Source organism: Oculatella sp. FACHB-28, from assembly GCF_014696015.1.
GTDB lineage: Bacteria > Cyanobacteriota > Cyanobacteriia > Elainellales > Elainellaceae > JAAUTN01.
Genome location: NZ_JACJPJ010000091.1, coordinates 35,216 through 57,178, shown reverse-complemented (window position 1 = coordinate 57,178; position 21,963 = coordinate 35,216). Strand labels below are relative to the sequence as shown.

The 21,963-nt window shown below is 48.8% G+C and carries 11 protein-coding genes and 1 pseudogene; 7 read left to right on the top strand and 5 right to left on the bottom strand.

Annotated features, from left to right (window positions below; all coding sequences use genetic code 11):
- Nucleotides 1–174 precede the first annotated feature (174 nt).
- The gene (locus H6F88_RS24375) at nucleotides 175–2,118 is read right to left on the bottom strand and encodes a serine/threonine-protein kinase (protein ID WP_190645329.1); all 1,944 of its coding nucleotides are present in this window, start codon (nucleotides 2,116–2,118) and stop codon (nucleotides 175–177) included.
- 426 nt (nucleotides 2,119–2,544) lie between these two features.
- Here H6F88_RS24375 and H6F88_RS33585 point away from each other — a divergent pair.
- A pseudogene (locus tag H6F88_RS33585) lies at nucleotides 2,545–3,918 on the top strand (carotenoid oxygenase family protein).
- Between the two features lie 3 nt (nucleotides 3,919–3,921).
- Here the strand turns inward: H6F88_RS33585 and H6F88_RS24365 are convergent.
- Nucleotides 3,922–4,713: a TatD family hydrolase gene (locus H6F88_RS24365; RefSeq protein ID WP_190645328.1), complete on the bottom strand. Its 792-nt coding sequence runs from the start codon at nucleotides 4,711–4,713 to the stop codon at nucleotides 3,922–3,924.
- Nucleotides 4,714–4,980: 267 nt separating this feature from the next.
- Between H6F88_RS24365 and H6F88_RS24360 the strand changes: the two genes are divergently transcribed.
- The 4 genes from H6F88_RS24360 (at nucleotide 4,981) to H6F88_RS24345 (ending at nucleotide 10,245) form a co-directional block, all read left to right on the top strand.
- Nucleotides 4,981–5,142: a hypothetical protein gene (locus H6F88_RS24360; RefSeq protein WP_190645327.1), complete on the top strand. Its 162-nt coding sequence runs from the start codon at nucleotides 4,981–4,983 to the stop codon at nucleotides 5,140–5,142.
- A gap of 402 nt (nucleotides 5,143–5,544) precedes the next feature.
- Nucleotides 5,545–6,990, top strand: a complete 1,446-nt coding sequence (locus H6F88_RS24355) for an ATPase domain-containing protein (protein ID WP_190645326.1) — start codon at nucleotides 5,545–5,547, stop codon at nucleotides 6,988–6,990.
- Nucleotides 6,983–7,363, top strand: coding sequence for a response regulator (locus H6F88_RS24350; RefSeq protein ID WP_190645325.1), 381 nt, complete (start codon nucleotides 6,983–6,985; stop codon nucleotides 7,361–7,363). The genes H6F88_RS24355 and H6F88_RS24350 overlap by 8 nt, the downstream gene beginning before the upstream one ends.
- A complete protein-coding gene (locus tag H6F88_RS24345; RefSeq protein ID WP_190645324.1) occupies nucleotides 7,360–10,245 on the top strand; it encodes a PAS domain-containing protein in 2,886 nt (961 codons plus the stop codon). Before H6F88_RS24350 ends, H6F88_RS24345 begins: the two co-directional genes overlap by 4 nt.
- A 358-nt stretch (nucleotides 10,246–10,603) precedes the next feature.
- Here the strand turns inward: H6F88_RS24345 and H6F88_RS24340 are convergent, their stop codons facing one another.
- Both H6F88_RS24340 and H6F88_RS24335 read right to left on the bottom strand, forming a co-directional pair.
- Complete coding sequence (locus H6F88_RS24340; RefSeq protein WP_190645323.1) at nucleotides 10,604–12,865, bottom strand: CHASE2 domain-containing protein; 2,262 nt, start codon at nucleotides 12,863–12,865, stop codon at nucleotides 10,604–10,606.
- Between the two features lie 24 nt (nucleotides 12,866–12,889).
- On the bottom strand, nucleotides 12,890–15,616 hold the full coding sequence (locus H6F88_RS24335) for a CHAT domain-containing protein (RefSeq protein WP_190645322.1): 2,727 nt from the start codon (nucleotides 15,614–15,616) through the stop codon (nucleotides 12,890–12,892).
- Nucleotides 15,617–15,801: 185 nt separating this feature from the next.
- Between H6F88_RS24335 and H6F88_RS24330 the strand changes: the two genes are divergently transcribed.
- Together H6F88_RS24330 and H6F88_RS24325 are read left to right on the top strand one after the other, a co-directional pair.
- Nucleotides 15,802–16,989 carry a threonine synthase gene (locus H6F88_RS24330; RefSeq protein WP_190645321.1) on the top strand — a complete coding sequence of 396 codons (1,188 nt, stop codon included), beginning with the start codon at nucleotides 15,802–15,804 and terminating at the stop codon, nucleotides 16,987–16,989.
- Between the two features lie 190 nt (nucleotides 16,990–17,179).
- A complete protein-coding gene (locus H6F88_RS24325; RefSeq protein ID WP_190645320.1) occupies nucleotides 17,180–18,235 on the top strand; it encodes a transaldolase family protein in 1,056 nt (351 codons plus the stop codon).
- Between the two features lie 42 nt (nucleotides 18,236–18,277).
- Here H6F88_RS24325 and H6F88_RS24320 read toward each other — a convergent pair whose 3' ends face one another.
- A complete protein-coding gene (locus H6F88_RS24320) occupies nucleotides 18,278–21,934 on the bottom strand; it encodes an NB-ARC domain-containing protein (RefSeq protein WP_190645319.1) in 3,657 nt (1,218 codons plus the stop codon).
- Nucleotides 21,935–21,963 lie beyond the last annotated feature (29 nt).

The window sequence follows — 21,963 nt, the reverse complement described above, 5'->3', positions numbered from 1 at the left end:
AAAAGACCTTCTGCACGAATCACTTCACTTTTAAAGGCATGAATGGTAGCGTGGCTTCGCCACGCTACCATTCATGCACAGCAATTTCCACTTGGGTAAACCACAAATTCCTGTAGGGGCACGCGAACCGCCCCTACGCTATGGCTTACTCATCCGAGAATGGCTGTAAGAGTTCTACTGTGCTTCCCAAATCTTAATGGCATTGTCTCGACTGCCGCTGACCAGGGTTTGCCCATCTGGGCTGACTGCAACGGATGATACCGAGTCTAGATGTCCAGAGAGTGTACGCAGTGGCTGTCCAGTGTGTATATCCCAAAGTTTGATGGTGTTGTCCTGATGGCTACTGATCAGGGTTTGTCCATCTGGGCTAATGGTCAGCGATCGCACCAAACCTGATTGGTCAGATAAAGTACGCCTGACTCGCCCTGTTTCAAGATCCCAGATCAGGGTTTTGTCTGCTCCACCACTAATTAAGGTCTGCCCATCGGGGCTAAAAGCGACAGATTCTACTGCTTCTGCATGTTGGGCAAGGATGTGTACCCGTTTTTCCGTTTGCAAATCCCATACTCTGATAGTTTTGTCCTGACTGCCGCTAGCTAAGAGCCTTCCATCGGAACTGATAGCAACGGATTGAATCTCCCCGGTGTGCCCCATAAAATTGCAAAGGAGTTTCCCTGTGGACACGTTCCACACAAAAACTGTTTGATCTCGATCTCCGGCGGCAAGCATCTGCCCATCAGGACTGAACGCAACGGACTGAATCCAGTCTGGATGATCGAGAGTGCGAATGAGTTCGCCGCTCTGCAGATCCCAGAGCTTAACCGTGTTGTCTCGACTGCCGCTAGCTAACAACTGACCATCCTGACTGATCGCAACAGAAACCACCTCAGCATCATGTCCTGATAAGGTACGAAGCAAATCCCCTGTCCTTAAATTCCAAACCTTAATAGTTTTGTCTTCGCTGCCACTAACAAAAGTCTCACCGTCAGAACTGGTGGCGATCGCGGAGACTGGTCCCGTATGCAACGCTAACGTGTTGGCAAGAGCAAACCTTTGAGCAGAGGGGGCAATGACACCAGGAACAGTTTGAGCCGTAGTGGTGAGATTCGACGTAGATTGCACCCAGTATCCATAACTAGCTAGCCCCACTGCCAGCGTTGCTCCCACTGCCGCCCAGCGGCTACTCAAAACTCTTTGCACCCCCTGATTGCCAGTTTTGCTAACTGTTTTTTTACTGGGATCAACTACTGTTGCAGTCAACCAGTTCCAATCCCGTAGAGTAGGGCCTTGCAAAATCTGCAAATCAGCTAGTACTTCCTCCACAGACCGATAGCGATCTTTGAAGTGAGTTCGCACCATTTTGTCGATGATGTCACCCAGCCTTCGCTTTACTTGAGCGTGCTCACGCCAAATCACTTCGCCCGTCTTAGAATCGTCCTGCAACTCCTGGGGAGATAGACCCGTTAGCGCCTGAATTGCAATCATCCCAACGGCATAAATATCACTGCTAAAGCGAGGCTTACCTCCCTGCTGTTCGTTTGGCATATAGCCTGGCGTACCTACGGCGATCGTTGCAGTTGTGTCACCCTGGCTCTTGGCACTAACGATTTGCGTGCTGATTTGCTTCACTGCACCGAAGTCAATCAGCACAATTTTGTTGTCTTCAACCCGTCTGATCAAGTTACGCGGCTTAATATCTCGATGAATCACACCTTCCTGATGCACATATTCAAGAACGTGCAAGATGTCTTCTAGCAGAGCGATTACCCATTCTTCAGGAAACTTTTGACCTCGAACCAACTCGTGCCCGAGGTCTTTCCCCTCGATGAATTCCTGAACCAGATAAAACTCCTTGTCTTCCTCAAAGTGCGCCAAAAGCCTTGGGATCTGGTTATTCCTACGACCTAGCTCATAGAGACTTGCTGCCTCAGCATCAAACAAACGTCTGACGGTCTTGAGAATCAGGCTGTCTGCAGCCTGTGGTGCCTTGAGCCTTTTGACAACACAGGAAGGAGTCTTAGGAAGCTGTTTATCTACCGCTAGATAGGTGTCGCTGAACCCACCGCCGCCTAAGCGCCGAGTAATTGAATAGCGTCCACCTAATGTCTTGCCAATCATGATAATCACATGGTTTTGCGAGATCTCTGCTTACTTCATTAAATGCCTTTCCAACGTTGATTCTCTAGTTCCGGAGACAGAGAAAAAGTTATGGCTATTTGCTTTGTGTGAGTCTAGAAGAAGAGAAAACGTACGGTCTAGGAAGCTCAGAGCTAGGTGTATCAAAGCTCAGAGGATTGTAGAGTTTTGCAGAAAGCCATTCTCAATTTTGACATACTTACGGCTTTAGCATGTCAAAATATTTGTCCGGACTTTAAAGTATGACGACTGTTCAACTCACCAAAATCTAACTTGCGACAAGCTGTCAATTTTCTGTGGATGCGTTGCAATAATCAGAACGTTCACGTTGAGAAATTGTATAGCGATCACCCCTTATCAGCTTGGCTTCTCAGCTGCTCATCATGAAGATGAGACTGCCCGCTTCCGATTCAAGGAGCTATCCCTGACTGGCTGAGAGGTAGCCTGATTAGAACGGGTCCTGGAACTTTTGAGGTTGGCAAACAAGCTTATCATCACTGGTTTGACGGACTCGCGATGCTCCGCAAATTTTCCTTTGAAAACGGAAAAGTTTCTTTTGTCAATCGGTTTCTTGAAAGTCAGGCTTACCAGGAAGCTAAAGCCAAAGGCAAAATCAGCCGAAGTGAGTTTAGAACTACGGCTCGCCACTCTTTGGTTGAGCGGATTCGCGACCCATTCCCACGCCTCACCGATAACGCCACCGTCAACATTACCGTGCAGGGCGATCGCTTCATTTCGGTGACTGAATCTCCCATGCCGATTGTCTTTGATCCGAAGACGCTTAACACAGTTGACCGATTTAATTATCAGGATCAGGTTCCAGGGCAAATTACCACAGCTCATCCTCACTTTGACTTTTAGGAAAATGCAGTCTACAGCTATTTAGTCAATCTGATTCCCCAATGTAGCTACAGCATCTACCGGATGGATGCTCACACCAATCAGCGTGAGTTAGTTGGCTCTGTACCCGTGAAACGACCCGCTTACATGCACACCTTTGCCATGACAGAGCACTACATCATCCTTGCAGAATTTCCGCTCTTATTGAATCGCTTGAGTCTGCTATTGAGCGGTAAGCCAATCATCGAGAATTATCACTGGAAACCAGAGGAGGGAACTCGCTTTTTAATCATCAGTAAGGAGGATGGCAAAGTCGTTCATACATGTAGAAGTGAATCATTTTTTGCTTTTCATCATGTCAATGCTTTTGAGCAAAATCACGAAATTGTGGTGGATCTGGTTGCCTATTCCGATCCCTCAGTGATTCAATCTTTGTACCTGGAACCACTTCTGCATCATCCCGATCAGGTGATTGCCGCAGGAGAACTGAGGCGTTATTGTCTACCATTGGATAGTTCAACGGCGAACTATAAAATACTGACTTCAGAGCCGATCGAGCTACCTCGAATCAACTATCAACGGTGCAACGCTCACGATTATCGGTTTGCTTATGGAGTTGGAAGCTCTCAACCCGGTAACTTCACCGACTAGCTTGTCAAAGTCAACGTCGAGGATGGCAGCTCTAAAATTTGGCGATCGCCCAACTGTTATCCGGGTGAACCCGTATTTGTTGCAGCACCCAATGCCTCAGCAGAAGATGAAGGAGTAATTCTATCCGTGGTGCTGAATGTGCAAACAGAAAACTCATTCTTGTTAGTGCTAAATGCTCAGTCTTGGGATGAGTTAGCCAAAGTTGAGTTGCCCTATCACCTTCCCTTCGATTTTCATGGGCAATATTTTGAGGCGATCGCACCCACAGAACGAGCTCATCTGCATCGTTGAACCTTAGTTTGAAAGTTTGAAGAACCGTTTAGCGGTGGCAGTGGTAGCTTGGGCAACTTCCTCAGCAGGTCTGGCGATCGCACCTGCAACCGTTTGCAGCACATGGGGTAAAAAGGCTGGCTCATTGCGTCCGCCCTTCGGCTTTGGGCGCAGCGTTCTAGGAGTCAGGTAGGGGGCATCCGTTTCTAGCATCAGCCGATTTAAGGGGATCAATCGTATGAGTTCCCGGAGATGCAGTCCCCGTCGCTCATCGCAAATCCAACCCGTGATACCAATGTGTAAATCCCAATCTAGGTATGTCTTCAGTTCCTCTCCATTGCCTGTAAAACAGTGCACCACCGCTGCGGATAGTTGATTCCGATAAGGCTTGAGGATTTCCATAAAGCGTTGGTGGGCATCCCGCTCATGCAGAAATAGAGGCAGCTTCAGTTCACAAGCCAGTTGCAGTTGTGCTTCAAACCATTGCTCTTGCTCAGGACGAGGAGAATAATCGCGGTTAAAGTCCAATCCACACTCACCAATGGCTACGACTCCAGGTTGAGCAGCCAACTCTTGCAAGCGGAAAATGGTTTTCTGATCGCAGTGACGCACATCGTGAGGATGTACCCCTGCCGTCGAATACAAGGTTCCAACATATTGACTGGCAAGCCTCTGAGCCTCCTGGCTCCCCTCAACCGTGGTACCCGTGAGAATCATGGTGCGAACTCCAGCGGCGATCGCCTGATCAATCACCTGCTGGCGATCGGCATCAAAAGCGGCATGGGTTAAATTCACGCCAATATCAACTAACGACATCGCCAACCTAATTCTCCTAATAATTTCCCTGTTTATAGTAATAACGTTTCTCTAAAAAGAGCTACAGATAGAAGGGCACCCCGCTTTGCGGGATGCCCTTCTATCTGTAATTTTGGAATTGGTATAACTGCTGTACCTTAAAAATAATGAGGTAATACCGATTTAAATAGATTTCACGACACATCAGCTCCTTGTAAGGGCGAATGGCCATTCGCCCCTGCGGGCATCTGCATACTTTTCAAATCAAACTGGTATAAGAATCCACAAATGAAGTACTCCGATCTCAAAGGCATTTTTGCTGAGGAACAAACCAATCGAGGTCTGCTGGTCATTGGAATCGATCGCGAAGGTCGTCGAGTGGAAGTTATATTTCATATCTCTACTGAATCAAAAGCAGATTGGGAAGCGATTAGTGCTAGATATTTGTAGAGAGTTGAGGGGTAATCACAGTATCAAAATAGGAAGCGATCGTTTGCCGAAGATTTGCAAATCTTAATGAGTTCTTAAGGTTAAAAAACTTTGTTTTAATGTAGTGACATAACTCATCATAGTTGAAGCTAATTGTGCCATCCGGTAAGTTGAGAAGTTTGATAATTGCTGTTCAGTTTCAGACCACACTTGTTGGATCAAGAGGTAACTCTTCATGCGAGTTAGCAGTATTGTCTGAAGGCTCAGGGATTAAAACATGAGGCTTGCTGCACTACATTCAGCATATGATTGAAAAGGTCTTAAAGCATCGTCACCCTTTCGATAGAACTATGAGCTTCAAAAATATGAAAAAATTTTCATATATGTACTAATGTTTCTAAGCAAAAGATATTCGAAACTTTGATGCAACACGATCGCCTTTCAACTGGAGTTCCAGGATTAGATGAGATTTTATATGGTGGTTTAATTCCTCAACAGGCTTATCTTGTACGGGGTGGCCCTGGTGTAGGGAAAACGACACTGGGGCTAGAGTTTTTATCAGCAGGTGTAGCGCAAGGAGAAAACAGCCTCTTTATCGTTTTGGGCGAGGCTGAGTCACAAGTGCGGACGAATGGTAACCGTCTGGGGTTTAACACCGAAGCCATTACGTTTCTTGACCTTAGCCCCAGTTCAGATTTTTTTACGGAAGTCGAAACCTACGACATCTTTTCCCCTGCTGAAGTTGAGCGGGAACCGACCACCCAAAAAATTGTGGAGCAGGTCAAGCAGCTTCAACCCAAGCGTGTGTTTATTGATGCAATGACCCAGTTTCGCTACCTGGCAACGGATGTCTTCCAGTTTCGCAAGCAGGTGCTATCGTTTTTGCGGTTTCTATTAGAGCAGGGCGCGACCGTCCTATTTGCCTCGGAAAGCAGCCCGACCATGCCAGATGACGACTTGCAGTTCATGAGCGATGGCGTAATCGAGCTTCAACAGACTAATGGCACCCGTTGCCTGATGGTAGTTAAGTTTCGAGGATCTGGCTTTCGGGCAGGCGCTCACACGTTTCGTTTGCTGGCTACAGGTATGGAAGTTTTTCCCCGGCTTCAGCCTGAGGCGTATGAGCGAGATTTCAAGATGGAGGCAATTCCTTCAGGGGTGCCAGAACTCGATGCGTTGCTCAATGGCGGAATTGAACGGGGAACAGTGACGATTTTTACGGGACCAACTGGAGTCGGTAAGACCACAATCGGCGTTCAGTTTATAAAAGCTGCTGCTGAACGAGGAGAGCGATCGGTGCTTTACGCCTTTGAGGAGCAGTCCAGCATGGTGCTGCACCGGGCAGAAGCGATTAACATTCCAGTGCGGGAAATGGTTCAACGTGAAACCTTGTCGATTGTCGCCGTTGAGCCGCTACAGTTTAGCCCAGACGAGTTTGCTAATTTAGTGCGGCAGGAAGTGGAGCAAAAACAGGCGCGAATTGTCATGCTCGACAGTATTGCAGGCTATCGTCTATCAGTACGAGGAGCAGATTTGGTTAGTCATCTCCATGCGCTGTGCAAATATTTGCAGAATGTAGGTGTCACGGTAATTTTGATTAATGAAACTGAGGGAATCACTGGCGATTTTCGCGCTACTGAGATTGGCATTAGCTACCTGGCAGACAACATTGTGTTCTTGCGCTATCTAGAGATGCAGGGAGAAATGCGTAAGGCGATCGGTGTACTGAAAAAGCGACTATCTAATTTTGAGCGCACGTTGCGTGAACTGGATATTACTTCAGATGGCATTCAAGTTGGGCAACCCCTATCGCAACTTCGAGGCATCTTGAGGGGTGAGCCAGAACAGGTAAATAACCAATGTGACTGATGAAGCCCTCAAACCTCTAATTCTAGCTGTCGATCGCAACCGCTGCAACTTAGAATTGCTTACCCAGGTTCTAGCACGGCAGGGCTACCAGGTTCTGGCCAAAATCAGTCTAGAGGAGGTGGAAGAAGCTATGAATACTACCACTACAATCAAGCTGGCATTGGTTGATATTTCTGGATTTGATGCCAGAATTTGGAAACTGTGTCAGCGACTGCGAGAACAGGGAATTCCTTTTCTTGTCATCTCACCCCAACGCCAAGCAGCCGTTCAACAAGCTAGTGTTACTCATGGCGCACTAGGACTGTTGGGAAAACCTCTGATCATGCGGGAGTTCTTGCAGTTAATTCAAAATTTGCTGAAAGGATCGGAATGAGTCGAATTTTGCTGCTGTTAGAACACCGTGAAAATCGTCGACTCTTATGCGAGTGGCTAGAACCCCGTTATGACATGCTTGTGCCAGATTGGGATGCCGAGACCGTGAGTGAATCACTGGTGTCTCAACCCTTTGATCTGTGCATTATTGGAGCCAGAGCTTTAGACCAACTGTGGCAGGCTGTACAAGCCAGACGAACTGCCGAGAGTCCCGTTTTGCTACCGTTTTTGTTAGCAACGAGTCGGCAAGATGTGAAATATGTGACGCGGCAACTGTGGCAAAGCATTGATGAACTGATTACCCAACCGATCGAAAAAGCTGAATTACAGGCACGGGTCGAGATTTTGCTGCGATCGCGCCAACTTTCACTGCAATTGCAAACCGCAAACCAGAAGCTAGAACAGCAAATGGCCGCGCGGCAGCAAGCCGAGGCCAAGCGCGATCGGGCAATCCTGGCTCGAAATGATAGTGAGGATCGATTTCGTCAGATGGCAGAGACGATTCAAAGTGCCTTCTGGCTGCTCGACCTGCAAACGCAGCAGATGCTTTACCTGAGTCCGGCGTATGAGCAAATTTGGGGCCGCCCGCGTGAGGAACTGTACGCCGATTACGGGGTGTGGATGCAAACCATTCACCCAGACGATCGCGAGCGCATCCAAATGGCACTTGACCAGGGTCCTACCAGCGATAGTCAAGATGACGAATACCGGATCATTCGTCCTGATGGTTCAATTCGGTGGGTGCGCGATCGCTGCTTTGTATCTCGTAACTCAGATGGAGAGCCCTATCAACTAGCAGGAGTCACCGAAGACATTACCGACCGCAAGCAGACAGAAATTGCCCTGCAAAAGAGCGAACAACGGTATCGAGACTTAGCTGAAGCAATGCCTCAAGTAGTTTGGCTGATGCATCCAACGGGGACAATGCAATACTTCAATCAGCACTGGTATGACTACACCGGATTGAGCGAAGCAGAGTCAATTGGTTTTGGTGGCATCGTATCCGTTCACCCTGACGATCGCGATCGCACCATGCAAGTTTGGAGACAGGCGATCGCCACTGGAAACTCTGATGCAGTAGAGTATCGCCTGCGCCGTTTTGATGGCATCTACCGCTGGTTTATCAGTCAAGGAGTGCCGCTGCGCGACAGCCGGGGAACAATCACCAGTTGGATCGGCACCATCACCGACATTGATCACCAAAAACAAATTGAAGCAGCCTTGCGCGAACGAGAGGCACAACTGCAGTTTGTGCTTGATTCCTCGCAGATTGGAGAGTGGGAATTGGATTTAACGATTCCGTCACGCACTTCTCGGCGATCGCTGCTGCATGACCAAATCTTTGGTTATGACTCACTGCTGCCAGAATGGAATTATGGAACCCTTTTGAATCATATTCATCCAGACGACCGAGCGGACATCGAGCTGAAGTTTCAGCAAACACTCTCGACTTATGAAGATCTGGATTTTGAATGTAGAATAACTCGGGCTGATGGTTATCCCGCTTGGATTGCGGTACGCGGCAGCATCTATCAAAACATACAGGGTCAACCGACCCGATTAGTCGGAATCATTACAGACATCACAGATCGGAAACAAGCTGAAGCCGAACGAGAACAACTGCTGCAACGAGAACAAATCGCACGGGAGACTGCCGAGCAAGCCAACCGGATTAAAGATGAGTTTTTGGCAGTGCTATCCCATGAGTTGCGATCGCCCCTCAACCCCATTCTGGGTTGGGCAAAACTTCTGCAAACCCGTGAGTTTGATGCAGCAGTGCTCAAAAAAGCTGTTGAGACGATTGAGCGTAACGCCAAGCTACAGGCACAACTTATTGAAGATTTGCTAGATGTTTCTCGAATTCTGCAAGGCAAAGTCAGTTTCAATACGATCCCGATCAATCTTGTCACTGTAATCGAATCATCCATAGAAACAGTCCGTTTAGCCTCAGAGGCAAAAATGATTGAAATCCAAACGGACTTTGATGCTTCTACAGGAGAAGTCTTAGGAGATCCTAACCGCTTACAACAGGTAGTTTGGAACCTCTTATCCAATGCAATTAAATTCACACCTGAAGGTGGGCGAGTAGAGGTAAAACTGGAGCAGGTACAGGAAGGTCAGGATGCAAGACAAGGGGGCAAAGAAGTGAAGACAGTGACCTCCTTGCCCTTCCATTCCTCTGTTCAACTCACCGTGAGTGATACGGGTAAGGGAATTAGCCCTGATTTCCTGCCGCATGTGTTCGACTACTTTCGTCAGGCTGACAGTAAGACCACTCGTAAGTTTGGTGGCTTGGGCTTAGGCTTAGCGATCGTTCGTCATCTGGTAGAGCTACACGGTGGAACAGTCTGGGCAGAAAGCCTGGGGGAAGGACAGGGAGCAACGTTCATCGTCAGACTACCGTTACTTAGTAGAACTGAAAAGGGATCAAAAACCGAGGATACAGCCTTCACCATTGATCACTCATCATTTAACGCACCTCTCACTAACCTACAAATTTTAGTGGTGGATGATGATACAGATACTCGTGACTTTTACATCGTTGTACTCAAACAGGCAGGGGCGACCGTAACGGCTGTAAGCTCAGCTGAGGAAGCTTTACAGGTGTTAGCACAGCTTAAGCCCAATATTCTGTTGAGTGATATTGGAATGCCAGATATGGATGGATATATGCTAATCCGTCAAATTCGAGCCATGGAAGCGCAAGACAAAAAAGCGCAAGACAAAATGATGCCAGCGATCGCGCTCACTGCCTATGCCGGGGAGCCTGACCAGAAACAAGCGATCGCTGCCGGTTTTCAGCATTACATGTCTAAACCGATCGAACCTCAGGAACTTGTTAAAGCAATTGCCAATCTAACCAGTGAAGCCCTGCATGAATGAGATTAGGAGCAGATAAGGCATTAGAAGAGCCTAGTATGTCGTAGGTTGGGTGAAGCGAATGCGTAACCCAACAGAATCTAGGTAAGTATTGGGTTACGCTCTGCTCCACCCAACCTACATTAGAAGATTTGTCAGTCAATTAGGAGAAGCAGGCAAGGCATTAGGAGTCTCTAGTGTGAGTTACTTAAGTGGGGACAAAGAATGGGTGGATGAGGTGCGGTTAGCGTGTAAAGGGAAACTGCTTTGCGTTGCTTCTAATGCTTGTAATGCGACTCTTTGTGCTTATCATCGCAACAAGTGGCGACAGATGGGCTGACCTCGTACCCAAGAGCATTTTGTGAAGGATAGAGAAAAATATCTACTTCCGATTCGCGATTACAACGATTTCTGTGCCTTGTCCTAGTTGACTGTGAATGATTAACTCACCGTCAATTTGCTCTACCCGTTCACTCATTCCCAATAATCCAAACCCTTTACCCAGGGGAATTTGACTCACTTCAAATCCCTGTCCATTGTCCTTTACTCGCAGAAGACACTGTGACTCCTCACAAACTAGCTCAACCTGAATTTCAGTGGCGTGAGCATACTTAACGGCGTTAGTCAGTGCTTCTTGTCCAATGCGAAGTAAATGATTTTCCACATCGGGTGGCAAAGGGTAGGCAGTCCCGATGATGTCACACGTGAGATTGGTATTCGTAGTCGCTCTCATTTGAGTGGTCAGGTGTTTGAGAGCGCTAAATAAGTTTCCTTCTTCCAACAGTTTAGGACGTAGTGCCGCTACTGATCGCCGCGCTTCAGCTAGTCCAGTTCGAGCTAATTCTTCCACCGTTTCCAAATGAGCTTGTGCCGAGGCTGGCTTTTTGGTAATCTGCTCGCTTGCCGCCCCGACATGCAGCAGAATACCGGTAAATGCCTGGGCTAAGGTATCGTGAATTTCTCGCGCCATCCGATTGCGCTCATCCAAAATCGACGCTTCTTCAGCTCGCTTGCGATCGCTAATATCTTGTCCAATGCCAACGAATAAGCGCTCTGCAATTTGAACATTTGCCCATGCTGTGTTGACCAGGCGATCGTCCTTTGTTCTGATTTTAAGATCTAACCAGGCACCTGTTGCAGATAACATGTGATCTAAAATTTGCTGCTGTTGCTCCGAATCAGAACAACACGCAGCAATCAGGTCAATATGGTGCAGATCTGTAGTTGTCCACCCCAAGATTTGCTCACACTGACGATTCACGAATTCAACTTTTCCCTCCGCATTGTAGAGCGTAATCATGGCAGGAATGTGGTCCACGATCGCTTGCAGGAGCTGTTTTTGTTGATTCAGAGTATCTTCTGCCTGTTTTCGTTCAACAATTTCTTGCCCTAATTTTGCAGTTCGTTCTTCCACTTTCTGTTCCAGATTGCGGGCATACCCCCTCAGGTTCTCCCACAGCAGGTAGCCATTACTTGTAACGGCAGAGCCAGCGAGGGCTAGCAAGGGAGGAATGATAATAATCCACCACCCTACTAAAAACAGTCCGTATGCACCGACTAGAAGCACAACTCCTAAAAAAGTAACTCTACATGCGGTCTGACGAGGCGATCGCGATACCCAACCCACAACAGCTCCAACCGTAGACCAAAAGATAATCCACAGCCATTCCAGCGGCTCTGACCAGGCATCTAATAAAGGACGACCATCCAAAGCAGCACTGAGCAATTGGCTGCTTAACAATGCATGAACTTCAACCCCTGCGGGTGCTGCAATTGAGTTAGTGGTGTAGGAGGTGAAAAATTTGTCTTCAAGGCTCTCGGCTGTTAATCCAATCAGCACAATGCGATCGCGCATTAAATCTTGGGGTATGCGTCCTTGCAATACTTCCGTTATTGAGACGGTGCGAAAATGGTCCTGGAGTTTTGGAAAGTTTGAAAGAATTTGATATCCACCGGCATCAACACCTACATAACCGCCATCATTCGGACGTAAGGAAGTAAAAGCCGCTCGACCTAACCGGAGTTGTCCTTTGGTGAGGTTGATTGTTTCAAGCTGGATGCCTTCTTTCTTGAGATACACCAGAGCTAATTGTGTTCCTAGGGTCGCGATCGATTTTCCATCTTGATTGCTGAGGTACAGCAAACTGCGGCGAACTGTACTATCGGTATCTAAGAGAAGATCGCTAGCACTGACTCGATTATGCTGCTCCAAGGCTGGTGGTGCTTGAACCACTTCACCTTGAGCTGTTTCAATCACTTTCTCAATTCCAATCAGGTTAGGGGTAGAGGTAAAAACATTGATCAGCTCAGAGTGTCCTGGTTCTACAGGTAAATCTCGAAAGATGTCTAGTCCAATGGCTCTGGGTTGTTGTTGTTTAATGGATAAAATCAACTGAGCTAACACTGCATCGGACATTGGCCATTGTCCAAGCTGTTTGATGTCTGATTCATCTATAGTCACGAGGATAATTCGTGAATCAGCCGGTTCAAGGGGACGCAGACGAAACAGCTGATCAAGCGCCATTAGCTCCATAAACTGCAGTGCGCCCAAGCATCGCAGCAGCAACAATCCTCCGGCAACACTAGGGGCGGTGATGAGGACTCCGCGCCATCGCCAAATTTGCTGTCTTAGGGTTGTCCACATAGGATAAATGCGGTCGCTTAACTTCTAGAGCCAATTGCCTAAAAGCACAAACGGTGACCAGTAATAAGGGGAGGCGTAATCCTGTTGTTGCAGCAAAGCAACCTGAGCTCGACGTAGAGCTTCGGCTTTGGTCATCCCCGGCTGTCCTAGCTCTCGGTAAAACTCAATCATCAACAATGCGGTGGAGCGATCGCTAACCGACCACAACGAGGCAAGCGTGCTGCGTGCCCCCGATCGCACTGCTACTCCTGCCATTCCCAGGGCCGCTCGATCATCACCCGTTGCCGTTTGACAAGCGCTTAATACTAGCAGTTCGATTGGGTTGAGATTGCCCTCCCTAGTCCGAAGCAGTTGATCTAACTGTCTAACGTTGATACGTCCATTCCACGTCAAGATGAATGTATCATCTGCATTTGAGCTAAACTGACCGTGCGTGGCTAAATGCACAATTGGCGACGGAGTAGAGTCAATCTGGGCTTGAAATGCTTCATTAGTAAATGACTGATCGAGTAACACCTGAGCTGAAAGGGCCGTTTCGATTTGATTAATCTCAACTGTGACGTTCGGCAGCGCTGGAAAGTCCTCACGAGCTTGACTCAATCCTGCCAGTAGTCCACGCAATTGCAGATTTTCGAGCGGTTCGGGTTGCAGCAGGTGTAAGCCCGGATTGAATACCACTGCATAGTTTTCAATCAGGTAGTGCTGACCGTCGTGGAGCACTGCCATTGGCAAACTTCGCAGCAAGCCATCAGGCACAAACACTAGAGTTTTGATTTCACTGGCTGCCAGTTCAGTCTCTACCGGACGCAGAAGTAAATCGTAAACCTGTTGAGCAACAGGTAACCAATCTTCGAGAAAGGCAGTCGGTCTAAGGGATTGGTGCAGTTGGGTGAGGATGCGTTCTACTTCAGCTTGAGTCAGTGGAGTGTTGTAATAGCGCAAAGGCTGGTTGGGTAACGCCAGAATTACCGCAAACTGGGTGGGCAGAATAATCGGGTAAATGACAGCAGCTTGCGGATCAATTTGGTCGATCTCAACCGGGCGAACATTGACACAGGCTTCTCGAAAGAAGTTATCTAGTTCTGCTAACTGGAGGGCTTCGATGACTTGACGTGCCTGTTTCAGGTTTTCCTGAGTTGGTGTGTTGCTCTCAGACTGTAAGAGCAATTCCACAAACTGTCGGTAAACAGGTTCAACACTTTCTCGAAACGAGAACTGCACGTCTGAATTGATTGCAACTAAATCACTGCGAAGGGATTGCAAGATTTTGACTGCTTCTGCGTAGGCAGCCGTTGCATTTTGCAAATCTCCTGTAGCTGGGCAGGGCTGGGTATTCTGACAAAAAATTCGTCCCAGTTGCCACTGCCACTGATAAGCCACATCAGGCGCATCAATGGACTGCGCCAAACTGAGTGCTTGTTGCGTCAGAGTTTTAGCGTTGCTCCACTGGTGAGTCGTTTCATATAGGCTACCTAACGTACCAAGAGCATAAGATTCAGCTCGGCGATCGCTCATACTCCGAGCTTGCTCAACCGCAATGGCGAGATCTTGGACTGAGATACTGAGAAAATCAAAGGATGCCTCCCCTGAGCTTTCTATCTCCCTATTTCTTAATTTAATTACGTTTTGAGCCCAGTTGATTCGGGCATAAATAGCCAGACGACCAGGGGGTAAATCAGCGATCTGAGATTGGAGCTCTGGCAACAGTCGCTGTGCATCTGCCAGTCGCTCAGTTTCAACTAGCAGACTGAACTGAAGCAGCTGAACTTGCGTTTTTATCGTGAGCGAGGGAGCCGTGGTTGTCGCCTGTTGATAGAACGCGAGTGCGGTATCCGTTTCTCCTTGAGCGCGAGTTGTGTTACCCAAACTGAGCAAAATGCCGCTGATGTCGGACGCAGATTCAGGAGTCTCACCTTGGAGTTCGAGTGCGATCGCCAAGCTGTGTTCCAAAACCGCTCTTGATTGAGCTAAATCGCCAACCAACCGCAGCATCTTACCCAGACTTCGCAATCCGGCTACCTTGAGCTGTGAATCGGGCTGGTCTTGTAAGGCTTGTTCAACCTGGGTGAGCAGAGTTGTGGCTCGTCTGTAAAGTCCCTCTGACTGCAACGCCCGTGCCTGGTTAATCTGACTGCCCAAGATACCGCTGGTATCATTCGTTTGATGGTAAGCCGTTTCGGACTGTTGCCAGGTTTCCAGTGCTGCTAGTGCTTGACCTTGAGTGAACTGTAGCTCCCCTTGAACAGTGAGAACCTGGGCGAGAACGGCTGAGACATCTGGACTGGGTGGCAGGTTTGGAGCATTTAGCAGCAAAACTGCTTGATTAATCGCCTCATTTGCTTGCATCCACTGTCCCTGATCTGTAAAGGCAGTGGCAAGAAAACTAAGAACCAGTGCTTGATTAAGAGAATCGCCCGCCGTCTCATAGCGGGTTGTCGCCTGTTGCCAGAGCGCGATCGCCTCTGAGAGTTGCCCTGCCTGGTAATGGGCTTCTGCTTGCTGCACAAGCTGAGCGGGAGAAGAAATCGTAGAGGACGGAAGAGGATTTGATGTAATTCTGATTTGCTCCGTATTCTCTGCTCTCTTGCTAGGCTCTTGGAATCCCACTGCAGTTCCGGCATGGAGACCAACGGTAATGAGCAGTCCCACCAGAACAAACTGCAAGAACCGCCACCATCCTTTATCTGAGAAGAGCCTTTGAACGATGGGCACTCCTCGACTGATTCGCCTACTCCAGTGCCCCTTACTCATCTGCTCATTCGACTCCTCCCGGTACTGATGTTAGCGGGTGTTTAGATCTTCTGGGTCGATCCATCATCTCAAGTTTTGCCAAATTAGACCAGGTAACTTAGGTGAGTTAAAGTATTCACGCCACAGTAATTGCCTGTATTCAACTGTTGCCTCATTTCCTTAAACTTCTTAATACAGTTAAGCCAATGAATGTAACTCATCTGTACTGCTCATCCTGCAACAACCATTACCCACCCCGTCGCCTCTACAACCTCTGTGAGTGCGGCAAACCATTGATGGTTGCTTATGATCTCGATCGCGCTGCACACTCACTGACGCACGAAGTTTTGCGCGATCGCCCGCCAACGCTATGGCGCTACGCCGAAGTGTTACCTGTTGATGATCCTGCCAATCAGGTGAGCTTAGGCGAAGGCATGACTCCATTACTCAAGGCAGAAAAATTAGGGCAACTGTTGGGACTCAAGCATCTTTACATCAAAGATGAGTCGCAAAACCCGACTGCTTCTTTCAAGGCACGAGGAATGACGGCTGCGGTGTCAATGGCAAAAGAGTTAGGCGTGAGAAAGTTAGCCGTTCCCTCAGCGGGAAATGCTGCGGGTGCACTCGCTGCCTATGCTGCGAAGGCTGGACTGGAAGCCTTTATCTTTATGCCAAAAGATACTCCCATTGCCAACATTATTGAATGCCGGCAAACCGGGGCAACCGTCACCCTGATAGATGGATTAATCACCGACTGTGGGCGAATTGTTGCAGAACGCAAAGCCGCAGAGGGATGGTTTGAGGTTTCTACCCTGAAGGAACCGTATCGGGTAGAGGGCAAGAAAACAATGGGCTACGAGCTAGCAGAGCAGTTTGGTTGGGAACTGCCGGATGTGATTCTTTATCCAACGGGTGGTGGAACGGGCTTGATCGGCATGTGGAAAGCCTTTGATGAGATGGAGCGGATGGGCTGGATTGGGACTCACCGTCCACGCATGGTGAGTGTACAGGCAGCAGGATGTGCCCCGATCACCCAGGCATTTGAGTCGGGCTTATCCGTGGGAGCAGAAATTGCCAATGCCCATACCGTTGCCTCTGGGTTGCGAGTTCCAAAGGCGATCGGAGATTTCATTATGCTAGATATTTTGCGTCAGAGCGGTGGAACTGCGATCGCAGTGACCGATGACGCTCTGTTGACTGGAGTAAAAGAGATTGGAAAGACTGAGGGCATTTTTGCAGCACCGGAAGGAGGAGCTTGCATCCCTGCACTGCAACAACTCATTGATCAGGGCAAGGTCGATCGAGATGAACGCGTGGTTCTGTTTAACACAGGCTCAGGGCTAAAATACCTCGAAGCCTTTGGCGCAAGTGGTAATACCAACTCCAAAAATTAGGGCTACAGATGGAAGGGCACCCCGCGTCGCGGGGTGCCCTTCCATCTGTAGCCTCTTTTTAGAGAAACGGGGTATTAGCAGCAAGTTAATTATACTGACGCTTAACTGAGGGATCTTGAGTGGTGAAATTTGAAGCAGTTTTGCAGACTGGTTTATAGATGTTTGAATCTTCCTCGTGAAGTTCGCTGCTATGAACCTGTTGCAATCACTCCGGCGCTGTGGACAATCCGTTTGGCTCGATGGACTTGAGCGAGGTTGGATTAGTCGGGGTGAGTTGCAGCAATGCATTGAGGAAGATGGTTTAAGGGGTGCCCGATCAAGCTTTGAAAGCTTGCAAGCGGCAATTGAAGGGCAAGAGTACGATCGCGACTTCATCATACTGGCGCAGAAAGGGATGAGCCAGACTGCACAATCGGATTATGACTATTTGGTTGTGCGAGATCTGCAATTAGCGGCTGATTTGCTGAAACCAGTCCATTCTCAGACGCAAGGACGGGATGGCTACGTCCAGGTCGATCTGCCGCCTGACGCACTGCTTCAGCCTGAAACCGCGATCGCCGCCGCACAAAAAATCTGGTGTTCCGTTGGATGGAGTAATTTGTTGCTGAGAATTCCAGCAACTCCATTGATGTTGCCTGTGATTACACAATTGGTTGGCGATCGCATCAATGTAAATGCAACGCTAGTGTTTTCTCCAGATGGGTATCAGCAGGTATTTGATGGGTATCTGAGGGGGCTGGAGAGACTGGTTCAACAAGAAAAATCGGTCAGTGATGTGGTTTGTTTTGTCAGTGTTTCAATGGGTCGTTTGGATGCAGTGATTGATCCACTCATTGCTAACTCAAAAACATCTTTCAGCCTGATGCAAGCCAAGCTGCTGTACCAGCACTATCGCCAGCTTTGTCAATGTGAACGTTGGCGATCGCTTCCTGAAGGGGCAAAGCCGTTGCGTCTGGTGTGGGATTGCACAGATATTTCACCTGAATCCGCATGGCATTATCTTCAGATGCTAGCGGCTCCTGAAACCGTGATGATGCTATCGCCATCAACCCTAGAACTGTATCGTGAGGTTTCCCTATTGCCCACCAGTTTGACTGACAATGAACAAGTTGAAAAAATTCTGGCGAACGGAGCGAGAGAACTTGCTTTAGATGAACTTGACCAACTTGTGAATGAGGAAAGAGCGCGATCGCTCAACGCTTTTGGTCGGTTGTTAGAGGTGATCGAGAAAAAGAGAATGTGCTGAATGAGGGGCGATGGCACGGAGTGCCCACCAAGGGCGATCGCCTTAATGCCCAGTTGCCCCTAATGCTTTAAGGGTAGACTTTTGAGCGACCGTCAACCCCGTTGCACCTTGAATGTTCATGCCTTCATAGAGGCGATCGACCGTCAACGTGCTGATACAGCGTCCTGTCTCCACATCCCATAGCTTAATGGTGCGATCGTTGCTACCACTGAATAGGATTTGACCGTCAGAGCTAAAAACGACTGACCGCACCCAACCGCTATGTTCATCCAGGATGTGAAGGCAATGCCCCGTTTGCAGATCCCATAGTCGAATCGTTTGATCATCACCACCACTTGCCAGGAATCGAGCGTTGGAACAGATGGCAACCGTCCAGATGGCTCCTGTATGCCCCTGCAAAACTTTCAGACATTCCCCAGTTTGTACATCCCATATGCGAATGGTCTGGTCATGACTGCCACTTGCCAGGAATCGACCGCTGGGGTCAAACGCGAGTGAGAAAACTGCACCGATATGCCCCTGCAAAACTTTTAGACATTCTCCAGTTTGCACATCCCACACGCGAATGGTGAGATCAAAACTGCCACTTGCCAACCGTTGACCGCTGGGGTCAGTCGTAGGATCTCCGCTGTTGCCGAAAGCAATCGCGCGAATCCCACTCTCATGTCCGCACAACACGTGCAAACACTGGTGCGTCTGCACATCCCACAGTCGCACGGTGCAATCATAACTACTGCTTGCCAAAATTTGCCCCGTTGGGCTAAACAAAATTGTCCAGATGGATGCGCTGTGTGCTGACCATTGATCGACGTGTCCAGTTTCGGTATTCCATAGGGCGATCGACTCATCGTGTCGATTGATCGCGACTGTTTGATTATTAGAACTGAAGCTGACGTTGGTGAAGGGTGATATCCGACGGGTCGGACTAGAAAAGGTTTTGTAGGGGTGAAGTTGCGAGCGATCGCGATCTCGTTGCACACGCCACACGTGAATCGTTTCACTCTGTCCGCCACTAGCCAGCATTTGGTTATCTGAACTGAGGCTCAGGGAGTGAATCCCACCGATATATCCACGTAACGTTTTCAGGTTCTGTCCGCCTTGTAAATCCCAGAGCCGCACTGTATAGTCTTTTCCTGTACTGACTAACAATTGACTATCGGCACTGATAGCAAGTCCGTAAACATCATGGGTATGACCCTTAAGTACATGAATGGGTTGCCCGTCCGGAACACTCCAAAGGCGCAGCGTACTATCGAGACTGGCACTGGCTAACCACTGACCATCTGGGCTAAAGGCAATGTTCCAAACCCAGTCGGTATGTCCCTGTAATGGCTTGGCACTGGAAGTTATGGTACTAGGCTTCGACGATGGATTATGAGGCAGATAACCGCTCCACAGTCGAATCGAGCCATCCCGACAGCCACTCGCTAACAGTTGACCATTCGGGCTGTAGCGCACACACTGAACCCCACTGGTATGCCCCTGTAAGATACTCAAGCAGCGACCATTACTCACCTCCCAAATCCGAATCGTTGCATCATTACTGCTGCTAGCTAAGGTTTGCTGATCCGGAGCGAAGTGGACAGAATAAACGCTCTGGGAGTGTCCCTTTAAAATACGGAGACACTGCCCTTGCAAATTCCATAAGCGCACCGTTTTGTCTTCACTAGCACTTGCTAACTGCTGGCTATCAGGACTAAAACTCACTGCCCGAACGCTACGTGTATGCTCTGTGATCACCTGCAAGCATTGCCCACTCTGGACATCCCACAAGCGCACAGAACTATCCGTACTGCCGCTGGCTAGCAGAGTGCCATCTGGACTAAAAGCAACCGACCAAACCCAGCCGATGTGTCCTTCAAAGGTGGCTAAGAGTTGGGTTGTGGTGAGATTCCAGAGATAGATGTTGCCAATGGAATCGCCCACTGCCATCATCTGTCCGTCTGGGCTCAGAGCGACTGACATGGCAATACTGAATACTTCAGAAAAGATGGACTTAGCAAACGTGGCATTCTGAAAATTGACCCCGGCTAAATCGACCTGCTGCAAGTCGGCTTGCTGCACCACAAGACCAGAAAAATCTGAACCGCGTAAGTCCACTTGAAACTGCACCAGCAGGTTAATCAGGTTGCCTGCAATGTACCCTGGTTGCTTCCCCTGTTGCGTTAATATATGCCTTGCTTGTGCCTCGATCGCCCCTACACTGCCAAAGCGAGACAATAGCCGTTCCATCACAGGCTGCACAATTAATCGCGTTTGAATCTCTCGAATGTAATCTTTTGCTTGTACTCGCAGTAAGGAGTGCGTTTGCCAAACGTTCAGCTCCTGCGTCTCAAATTCGATACAGATCTGCTGCACAAAGCGTTCTGTAACATATTCCATCACCACAGGTTGCAAGAAGAATAACCCATCACTTTTTTCGAGCAACGATCGCCGGAGTAGCGCATTGACGAGATTGGGTACACGTTGCTGAGCAGCAGGATCAACTACATTTTCTCGAATGTCTGTGATTGAGACGGGTTCTCGATGAATAGCAAACCAGAACAGGATTTTCTGTTCAGCTTCGGAAAGGCGATCGAACTGACGCTCCAGCACATCGCGGATGTCTTCAAATACAGCCAATCCCTGACTGAGATAGGGCATTACCTCGGTAATGCTGCCATTAAACAAATCCTGAATTGCACTTGCTACTAGTTTTAGCGCCAGCGGATTACCACCATAGTGCTGGATCAACATCTGCCATTCCGCTTCTGAGCCTGTAAACGCTCCTTTTTGCCGAAAGATGGCGCGTCCGTCATCGGATGTCAGTCCACTTAAGGATAGCGATCGCACGAGCACCTGTGCGCCTTCCATCAGCGCCATTTCCCGTGGTTTTTCTCGACTGGTCAGCAACAAACAGCTTTGGTGAGAGGCTTCGCCAATGGCTCTGAGCAACTGTCCGTACCCTTCATAACCCAATCGCCATTGTCCTACCGACTCGCACTGCAAAATGGTTTCAGCATTATCCAGAATCAATAAACACCGACGCGATCGCAGATATTGCATCAGTTTGGAAAGCTGCTGATCGAGCGTGGTGGGGATGATCGGATCGTCCCCATAGAGCGGCATGAGAAACTTCAGCAGGCTCGACAGAAGTTCATTCAGCGGTAGCGCGTTGGCAAGCGATCGCCACACGACGATCTCAAACTCTGTCTGCATCTGAAGCGCAGCTTTGACCGCGATCGTACTTTTGCCCATGCCGCCAATGCCCAACAACCCGACCACACGACAGCGCTCAGATACAACCCACTGCCACAGTTGCGCCAGTTCTGCCTCACGCCCATAAAACACTGAGGCATCTACCGCCGTATCCCAGTCCTGGTGAAAATCTGCTCGTCGGGGTTCCGGCGCTTCATTAGCTGCAACTGGGGACGTAAGATCTGATTGTGTTAATTCCAGCCCAAACGCCCGAAAGAGATACTCCACCGACTGGCGATCGACTCCCTGTTCGCGCTTAAAAAGGCGGGAAAGGGTATTGAGGGAGAGTCCAGTGCGATCGCTCAGATCTTCCTGGGTGAAGTGCTTTCCCCAGATTTCATCAGATTCTGCCTGCTGTTTTGCCGTCTGAAACCTCTGCCATCCCTGAGGCGACAGGATGACTCCTCGAACTCGCCCAGAAGCAGATCTCCCCCGTCCAGATTTTGATGGGTTGGAATCCATGGATTAGCCGATCGTGTAAAGGAGCAGCA